Source organism: Flavobacterium sp. (assembly GCF_043773265.1).
Lineage (GTDB): Bacteria > Bacteroidota > Bacteroidia > Flavobacteriales > Flavobacteriaceae > Flavobacterium.
On sequence record NZ_JAYVFH010000069.1, the window covers coordinates 1 to 6,131 of the forward strand.

Genomic DNA, 6,131 nt, shown 5'->3' on the forward strand with positions numbered 1-6,131 from the left:
TAAACATTTTTATGTAAAGTTATTCCATAATCTCCTGCTGTATAAACCCAAATTGGTTTACTTATTTTTAATCCTTCGTCAATAAAATTATTAACCCAATTTTGTAATGGTTTATTTTTATAAAAGTAATTAATATCAATAGAAACAACAACTATGTCTGCTTGTCCAATTTTTGAAACAATTTGATAATAACTTTCTAATTCCGAACCTTTTTTATAATGTAAATCAAAAAGTAATGGAAAAATTATTTTTCTGTTTTCGGGTTTCAAATAATTTGAATCGGTAAAAATATTTATCATTAAAATTAGAATTTAAAACAAAATTAAATGAATTAAAACAGAATAAATAATTATTTTAAAAAATTAATGCAGTACTTAATTAAAAATAATATTTTAAATTTGAAAATTAAGAATTTCTTTTTTAAACAAATATGAAACATACAACTAAAACTTTAATATTTAAAAGTTTAAATCTATTACCAAACAAAATTGGATATTCATTATATCATAAAATGCAACATTTTTTTGATCGTTCTAGTATTGAATCAAAAGTAAAAAAGTCTGAAATAACGATTAATAAAATAATTGAAATTTGTAATGAATTAAAAATTGAGTCAGCAAATAAAATAATTTTCGAATTTGGTTCTGGTTGGTTGCCTATAATGCCTTATTTTTTTATTTTAAAATGTAAAGTAAAAAAGGTTTTTACTTATGATATTAATCAACATTATGAAAAAAAAGTAATTATAAAATTTAATTCCATTTTTTCTAAAATGTATGATTTTAATATAGATATTGATGCAAATAGCGACTATAATTTACCAAAATCTGTTGAATATTTTCCATTAAAAAACATTATAAACGAAGATTTTTCGAAAGCAGATATTGTTTTTTCAAGATATGTTTTATCTCATGTTGAAGAAAATGATTTAATAAATATGCACAAAAAATTTAAATCAAATTTAAAAAAAGGATCATATATCATACATTTTATTTCTCCTAGTGATTTAAGACAACATGGTGACAAATCAATATCGATGTATGATTTTTTAAAATACAGTAAAGAAGAATGGAGTTCTATCATGACCAAATTTGACTATCATAATAGATGGCGTTTACCACAATACATTGATTTATTTAAATCATTAGATTTTGAAATAGTGTATAATTCTTATGAAAGTGTAGAACAAGGTTCTTTGAATCAAAAACTATTTAGAGAATTAAATTTACATGAAGATTTTAAAAAATATAATGAAGAAGAGCTAACTGCTGGTAATATTATATTTGTTTTGAAAGTTTAAACTTCTTTATTCCAAATTTTTATTTTTTTACTACTTGATATTCTATTTTTCACAAATGGTAAATCTCTAATAAAAATTGTATTAAATTGTGTTGTGTTATAACTTTCAAGTTGAATTAATTCTTTTTCGACAGGATTGTATTTATAAGGCAAAAATCCATAATTTACAATCAATTGATATACTTCTTCATCCAGAATTCCATATTTTTTTCCAGAATTATTTAGTTCTATTATTATTGCTTTTAAATTAGTGTTTTGGAGTGTTTTTGATGCACCATTTAAAACAAATTTTTCATAACCTTCAACATCCATTTTTATTAATGCAATTGTTTCGTTTAAAGAAATTAAATCAATTGTAGAAACTGGAATTTGAATTGCATTTGGATAATTTGAATTTACAATATGATTCATGTCTTGATTATCCGAAGAAAAAAACAGGTTTGAAACTTCGTTTGATAATCCAATATTAAATGGAAAAACTAATTGATTAAGGTTGTTTATGTTTATTTGTTTTTCAAGTTTAACAAATGTAGAAGGTATTGGTTCTATTGCTATAGATCTTGCTTTTGAAATACCCGAAGCTATAAGTGAATAATGCCCTAAATTAGCGCCAATATCTAAAAAGGTATCTTCACTTCTTAAAAAGTGAACAGTAAACATAGATTCATTTACTTCATAAATTCCAAAATAAACATTACCAATTAATCCTGAATCACCTTTAGAAATAATAAATTTTAATTTTTCTATTCCCTCATAAATAATTTCATTTTTTACTCTTAAAAGAATGTTATAATAAATATATTTAAACATTGCTTTAGTAATATTGTCTTTTGTAATAGGATTCTTTTTAAATCGATTAAACATTAATTTTAATCTACTAATAATTTTCATTGAGATTTATTTTTTAATTCTTTCGCCCATTTAATACTTTGATTCCATTGTTTATTAAAGTAATTAAAATATTTTATTGGATTTTTTATGTTTTGCTTTTTATAAAACTTGAAAAATAGCACTGTTTTAAAACCATTTATTTCTTCATCAGTGCAATGCAGTATTTTATACAACATTACTGTTGGAGATGGTTTTGGTTGTATTTCGTCTTTTTCCCAATCAAATACAAATTTAGTTCTAAATCCACCAATTGGCGCTTTTAGGTGAAGTATTCTAGGAAAAGGCAAAAATGAAATATCTGCTCCTTGATTTCTAATTTTTTTTCCAAAATCAATATCTTCACTATATCCAAATTCAAATCCCAAATCAAATCGAATTTTTTTAACCACACTAGATAAAACAAAACTGCTACATGTACCAAAACTTTCCCATTGACTTGGATTGATATTTGGTATTTGCTCACCTTGTTTTAAACTCGCCAAAGTAGCTGCTTTAATATTATTTACTTTACAATTATGTAAACATTGATTTAAAAAATTAGCATCAAATCGAATATCATCATCTGCAAAAAATATCCAATCGCTTTCTATTTTATCAAGTGCAATATTTCTAGCATTACATGCTCCAAGTGTATTTGTAAAAAAATGTTTAATTTGAAATGGCCAAGGTTCGGTTAAAATATAATCTAATTCTGAAGATGAATTTTTAATAGCATTTTGTTCAACAATTATAACATTTTTTGGTAGATATGTTTGATTTTTTAAATCGCATAAAACATCATATAAATATTTTTTTCGACCAATAGTTGGTATCAAAACATCTATCGAATCGGTATATATAGTATTTATATCATCTTTTGTTTTGGGGATTTCATATTTTGATATTTTAATTTGTTTAAAAAACAAACTGTTTAATAAAGCCAAAAAAGGGAATTTTTTATTGAAAACTACATAATCAATGAATAATAAGAAAACCCATTTTGATTTATTATGCTGTTTAATAAATTTAAATATTTTAAAATTTGATGCGTTTATATTTTTTAAATCTACTATATTTTTTACATCTAACAAAAGTTGTGGTTCTGAGTAACAAAACAATCCTAACGGTTGGTAAATTTTAGAAATTGAATTTATATAATAATCAAAATTTTTATTGTTTTTTATTTTATTTTTAATATCCAAAAATAATGCTGCATTTGCAAAACCTACATGACTACTCATTTGCCAAGTTGGATAGGTAATTTTTTTATTTATGTTAATAAAAGGACTATTTTCAACATAACCAATTGCATTTGTTAAATAATTAGTTTCAAATGGGTTGTATGTTTTTATTGTATTGTTATTGATTTTTTGATTTTTTATAAAATCTAAATTGATTTTTGTATGTAAAAATTGATTACACCAAGCAATTTTTTCACTAGGATATTGAATTGAAATTCCTTGAATAACCTCGATAATAGAATTGTCTTTTTTAAATGTTATTTCTAAATTATTACTAGATATAACATTTTTAATTTTATTTTTATCGTGATAAATTATTATCATTTTTTTTCAATTATAGATTTATAAAAATCGATATTCTGATTAACAATCTTATCAATATCAAAGACTTCTTCAACTCGTTTTCTAGCTTTCTCACCTATTTGACTACATAAATCATTATTTGAAAAAATATCTAAAATTCTATCTGCAAACTTTTGATGATCTTTTGGATGAACCAAATAACCACTTTCACCGTCAATAATCAATTCGTTTGACCAGCCAAAATTACTATTAACTACTGGTTTACTCAATGCCATAGATTCTATAGTTACCATACCAAAAGTTTCTGCAAAAGTAGGAAAAATACAAACATGTGCGTTTTTGATATATTGTTGAACTTCTATGTAAGGGATTTTTCCAAGATAGTTCACATTTTTATTATCAAAAAAAGTTTCTAATAATTTCCAGGTCGATTTTGATTTGGTTTGCAAATCAAAGGTATCACTCCCAATTAATATTAATTTAGCATTTGGAAATTGTTTAGATATTATGCTGAAAATTTTTGGTATTTCAAAAATTCCTTTTTTTCTAATTATAGAACCTAAATATAAAATAGTTTCTTTTTCATATTTTTCTGGATTAAGGTTATGAAATTTTGATAATTCTAATCCGTAATTTATTGTTTTAATAGGTTTGTTTTTTATATGAAATAATTTTTTAGACAAATCACCAGCAAATTTTGTTGGAGCAATAAACGCATTTGCTTTAGAAATTGCTAATTTTTCGAAAAATTTATTTTTGAATTTTTGTTTTCTATTTTCAAGATGACAAAAATAGGCGTCACTGCCATGAAATCTAATTACTAATGGTATTCTAAAATTCATAATAGCACTAAAACCTGTCCAATCTGGCGCTTCAATTATATCTATTTTTTTTGAAATTATTACTTTATTAATATAATTTTGAATATGTTTATTATAAAAATACCACGTTCCAAATTTGTAATTTTTTTGTTTTATTAAATGGATTTCTAGGCCAGCTTCAACAATTATTTCATCGTTTTTTTGACCATAAACAAACATTGTAACTTTTTCTCCTTTACGAGTTAAGGCGTCTGCTAAATTTTTTATACTTGTACCTATTCCGGCAGCATGGATAACTTTAGGATGTGGATATTCAGGGGTTAAAAAAGCGATATGCATAGTTAGTTTTTAAAAAAATCTGAAATTATTTTAGAAGTAAATATTTTTGCTCCTTTATCATTCATATGTCCGCAACTCGAAAAGTATTTATCGTCGGTGACTATATTTTCATAATTATGAATTTCTGGATATAGTTTTTTTACATTTTTAAAGTATTCTCGATTATTACAACCAGTACAAATAGGTGTTGTTAATGTTATCAAATTTATATTGTTTTGTTGACATATTTTTTTAATTAATTCATAACTTTTATTTTTTTTAGGATAGTATTTAGAAATGTCTAATTTTAAAACACTATTTTTTTCATATAAAGGATAGTAACCAAAGTGATCAAAATCTTTTGATTTTTTATGAATAGATGCAAAAAACATTTCTCTAAAACCAATTTTGCTTTCATAATTTATATATCTGTAAAAAGGAATGTAATAAACTTTATTAAAATTAGGTAAATCTTTATAATATTTTTTTATAGTTTTAGAGTTATGAATATAAGGCATAAAACAAGCTCTTGTACCTTCAGAAAAACCATCAGTATTAATATTTAAATCTACTTCGAGTATGATGTTTTTTATTTTGTAATTTCTTTCAATCATGAGTTCCAAAAACAATGCATCTTCTGACAATCTTGACCCTGACATTCCATAATTAAAAGTTTTTATACCTTTTTTATTAAACATTTCGGCATCAAAATGATTGTTTGCTCTTGAAGATCCAAGAATTATTAAATCATATTTTTGAGGTTCAGAATTAAATACGAATTGAATTTTATTTCTATTATATGAATTTAAGTAAATGTATGTATAAAATATATCTGCTAACAATAACATTGCAAATGATATCATTAGAATTTTAAATACATAAATAAGAAATTTTTTCATTAAAATTGAAAATATATAAACTGTTTTATATCAGAATAAACACCTAACATAATTATTGCAAAAATACATATTGATAGCTTTAATAAAATATGTTTTCCAAAAAAAGGATGATCATATTTTCTAGAATTCCATTCTATAACAATAAATAAGACAATAAGAGTTAATAATTCATGTGAATATCTTTCAATTGAAAGATATTGCAATTTAAAATTGAAATCAAAAATTACAATTTTTTTTATATATTGAAATGCTATTACTATAGTTTTTGCTCTAAAAAATATCCAAGCTAAACAAGTTATTGCAAATGTTAAAGCTATATTGGTTACGTTTTTTATTGTTAAAGTTGCCGTTTGTATATTTTCTCTATTTTTATTTAATAT

General features: G+C 23.0%; 6 protein-coding genes and 1 pseudogene. 1 reads left to right on the forward strand and 6 read right to left on the reverse strand.

Annotated features, from left to right (window positions below):
- Positions 1-299 (reverse strand): hypothetical protein (locus ACH2BO_RS03725; RefSeq protein ID WP_395043414.1); only part of this gene is annotated, 299 nt, incomplete at its 3' end.
- 131 nt (positions 300-430) lie between these two features.
- Between ACH2BO_RS03725 and ACH2BO_RS03730 the strand changes: the two genes are divergently transcribed.
- Complete coding sequence (locus ACH2BO_RS03730; protein WP_395043415.1) at positions 431-1,300, forward strand: hypothetical protein; 870 nt, start codon at positions 431-433, stop codon at positions 1,298-1,300.
- Here ACH2BO_RS03730 and ACH2BO_RS03735 read toward each other — a convergent pair.
- From ACH2BO_RS03735 to ACH2BO_RS03755, 5 genes and pseudogenes are all read right to left on the reverse strand, one after another.
- Entirely contained in the window at positions 1,297-2,190 is an 894-nt protein-coding gene (locus ACH2BO_RS03735) for an FkbM family methyltransferase (protein WP_395043416.1), read from the reverse strand. The genes ACH2BO_RS03730 and ACH2BO_RS03735 overlap by 4 nt on opposite strands.
- On the reverse strand, positions 2,187-3,734 hold the full coding sequence (locus ACH2BO_RS03740) for a glycosyltransferase family 2 protein (RefSeq protein WP_395043417.1): 1,548 nt from the start codon (positions 3,732-3,734) through the stop codon (positions 2,187-2,189). The genes ACH2BO_RS03735 and ACH2BO_RS03740 overlap by 4 nt, the downstream gene beginning before the upstream one ends.
- Positions 3,731-4,873 carry a glycosyltransferase family 4 protein gene (locus tag ACH2BO_RS03745; RefSeq protein WP_395043418.1) on the reverse strand — a complete coding sequence of 381 codons (1,143 nt, stop codon included), beginning with the start codon at positions 4,871-4,873 and terminating at the stop codon, positions 3,731-3,733. The genes ACH2BO_RS03740 and ACH2BO_RS03745 overlap by 4 nt, the downstream gene beginning before the upstream one ends.
- A gap of 2 nt (positions 4,874-4,875) precedes the next feature.
- Positions 4,876-5,715, reverse strand: coding sequence for a hypothetical protein (locus ACH2BO_RS03750; RefSeq protein ID WP_395043419.1), 840 nt, complete (start codon positions 5,713-5,715; stop codon positions 4,876-4,878).
- 35 nt (positions 5,716-5,750) lie between these two features.
- Positions 5,751-6,131: pseudogene (locus ACH2BO_RS03755) on the reverse strand (MBOAT family protein); the annotation flags it as partial.

Excerpts from the sequence above, each read along its gene's own strand:
- ACH2BO_RS03730 (WP_395043415.1), top strand. The coding sequence starts at position 431 with ATGAAACATACAACTAAAACTTTAATATTTAAAAGTTTAAATCTATTA.
- ACH2BO_RS03735 (WP_395043416.1), bottom strand. The coding sequence starts at position 2,190 with ATGAAAATTATTAGTAGATTAAAATTAATGTTTAATCGATTTAAAAAG.
- ACH2BO_RS03740 (WP_395043417.1), bottom strand. The coding sequence starts at position 3,734 with ATGATAATAATTTATCACGATAAAAATAAAATTAAAAATGTTATATCT.
- ACH2BO_RS03745 (WP_395043418.1), bottom strand. The coding sequence starts at position 4,873 with ATGCATATCGCTTTTTTAACCCCTGAATATCCACATCCTAAAGTTATC.
- ACH2BO_RS03750 (WP_395043419.1), bottom strand. The coding sequence starts at position 5,715 with ATGATATCATTTGCAATGTTATTGTTAGCAGATATATTTTATACATAC.